This window comes from Streptomyces sp. NPDC001156, assembly GCF_053598275.1.
In genome coordinates this window covers 1-2,652 of sequence record NZ_JBSFJX010000446.1, presented here as the reverse complement: position 1 = coordinate 2,652, position 2,652 = coordinate 1, and the positions used below count along the sequence as shown (strand labels likewise).

Genomic DNA, 2,652 nt, shown 5'->3' with positions numbered 1-2,652 from the left:
CTCACGAAACGGCGCGTCATACGACCGTCGCTTCCCACCCATGACCCTCAACTTCCCCTTCAGTCACACCTCCACGCTACGAGGGGAAGGTCACCTGACCGCATTCCCAGGCGTGAACTTCGAGAGCCCGGGCAGGCGCCCTCGGTGCCATCCACGCCTCCCGAACTCGTCTCCGAGGTCACACGCGCTCTCACGCAGGCAGGCTTTGACCTGGCCGATGACGCCGACGACCGTCGCCCAGGTTTGCGGGTGACGGCGGCCCTATCCGGGGTCTTGATCAAGTGGACAGCTTCGGACGGCCTCACCGCCCTGGCTGCGGAACAGCCGAAAACCTCCAGCAACAGCATGCAAGCCGTCGTGCAGACTGCGGTCGCCGCCCTGCTCGTCCAACACGGGCACACGGTGGCGGAAGCCCCGGACGGCACCCATCTACTCGTGAGCGCCGACGGCCCCGGCCCTCCGACCGGTAACAGGTCCCCGCAGTCCTGCAGACCCAATGCTTGAATCGACCGCATGAGCCAGCTGCCACCGGATCCCGAGCGCCTGCGCCTGATCCTCGAGTGGCTCGACGATCAGATCGCCCACAACGACACGGTGGACACATACCTGAAGGTGCAGCACGCCACCGCCGCCGAGGTCCTCGCCCACGCTGAGGGCGAGCAGCAGCCCGCCGAGCAGCCGCCGGCACCGCCCTCGAGCCGGCCGCGCACGACCGGGCTGCCCACCTTCACTGGCGATCGCGGGCCCGGTTTCAAGGTTGTCGAGCGGGAGGGCTCCGACCTTGCCTCGTTGCACCTCGGTGGCTGCGACCTCGACGACGCCCCGGTCCGTCGCGTCGACTCGCACGAGGCCGTTGCCGCGCTGCGCGCGGGCCTGGCCGCGTGCGTCGTCTGTCGACCGGACGCCGAACTCCCCTTCGGCGACTGACGGCACGCCGCCCACGGAAGGGGCCTGGGCGCCACTGCCACGTGATGCGCCCAGGCCTGTCCTTGCGAGCAGGGGCAGACCCGCCACGGGGGGTAAACGAGCCTGCCCCTGCACGATGACGCCCGCTGCCTCCCCCTGAGAGGGCAGGCGCCTGAACCCCACCCGGGGTCACTCACTTCAGCGGCCCGTGCGACTGGAGTGTCACGGGTGACGGGAGATGGTTGCGAGGCCAACACCCTTGTGAGGGACGCTACTTGCCAGCGTCACGAATCGGCCACAATCGGTGCACTCACCGTCGCCGCGCTGCCTACCGACTGCAGCAAGTGGCGAGGTGTTGTCGCGATGGATCGGGGCCGGACGGTCCCGTGAAACACGCCCCCAACACGCATTCACGTGACGGGCAGATGAATCCTCTGTCTCCTGCCACCCGCCTCAACGCGGTCGGTGGAAGCTGGCGTAGGTGTGCCGACCCGCCCTACTGCTCAAGCAGAGCACGATTCGACGCTGGCCAGCACGCGCGCCTCCGGGGATGGGGCGGTGCGTACCACAGACCTGTTCGGAATCTGCACATCGCATGTGCAACTGCGACGTGGGGCGAGTTGGATCTCTACAAGGGCCTTGTCGGATGGGGCTTTGATGGGGCGGAGTGCCCCGTTCCGATTAGTCGTACTCACTGCCAGTCGCCTCTCCATGCCACGCGGCATGTAGAGAAGTTGCCCCGAATTCGTGTCAAATCCTGCACAGATGAGAAGCCGACACGTTCATCTGTCCTGTTGGTGAGGCCAGTTGATTGGCTGCCTGGCGGGCTCCGTGATTGGATCCTTTGCGCCGCCGGGGCCCCGCGAAGGTTTCCGGAAACTGATGTCGCGCGCCGGCGGTCGCGGCCCGCAGTCTGTCCCCCTTTGGGCCGCTCTCCCTCTGGAACATCACCCATGCGAAGGGAAGTCTCATGATGAACTCCGCTCCCCAGGTTCAGACCGTTGAGATCTCCGATGCCGAGCTCGACAACGTCTCCGGCGGGCTGAGCCCGCACGCCAGCGTCATCGCCGGCCCGACCGCGGTCAGCGACTCGGACGTCGTGGCTCACATCGACGCAGTCAAGAACGAGGCCCTGGGCGCCGTCGGTCAGTACCACCAGGTCGGCGTCTTCGCCTCCTTCTGATCGACTCGACTGACGTCTCAACGGCCGAAGGAAGCCGCTAACGGCCTTGAACACCATCGCGCGAGCCACCGTGTGGCCAATCCCACAACCGCCGCGCAGGTGAACGGCCCCTGACTCAAGCAAGCGCTTGACGGTCAGGGGCCGTTGTGCTGAGCGGTGCCTGGTTGTCACCGTGGCTCCCCGCCTTAATCCTCGGTGCTTGAGGGGTGCCGTCATTGGCCCTGTGTGACACGTCTTGGCCTCGTAGCACAGACTGGAGTGGGTCGCTCCGAACGGCGGCCCCGCAGAGAGCCGGGGTACCTCCCAGGTCACGCCCCCTCCGCACCAGCCGTGCACTGCGACGGCGTGTCGGAGGCGCCCCAGAGAACCCCGCCTCTGTACACACCGTCTCCACGGTCTTCGCGAGCGACAGGCTGCGGCACTGATGGTGAACCCCGCCCGGATTGTGGGTCCCCGAGGGGGCGAATAGCCTAAGCCTCGATCCACCGACCGATGCCTGTGGATGACGCTTGGGAAAATGAAGAAGTGCCTTGTGACCTGCGATGATGGGAGTTCTTTACGCT

The 2,652-nt window shown here is 66.5% G+C and carries 2 protein-coding genes; both read left to right on the top strand.

From position 1 onward, the window contains the following. The first annotated feature begins 513 nt into the window (after positions 1-513). On the top strand, positions 514-927 hold the full coding sequence (locus ACWDA7_RS51950; protein ID WP_450615096.1) for a DUF6233 domain-containing protein: 414 nt from the start codon (positions 514-516) through the stop codon (positions 925-927). A gap of 952 nt (positions 928-1,879) precedes the next feature. Further along, positions 1,880-2,089 (top strand): hypothetical protein, encoded by a 210-nt coding sequence (locus tag ACWDA7_RS51945; RefSeq protein WP_450615098.1) that lies wholly within the window; start codon positions 1,880-1,882, stop codon positions 2,087-2,089. Positions 2,090-2,652 lie beyond the last annotated feature (563 nt).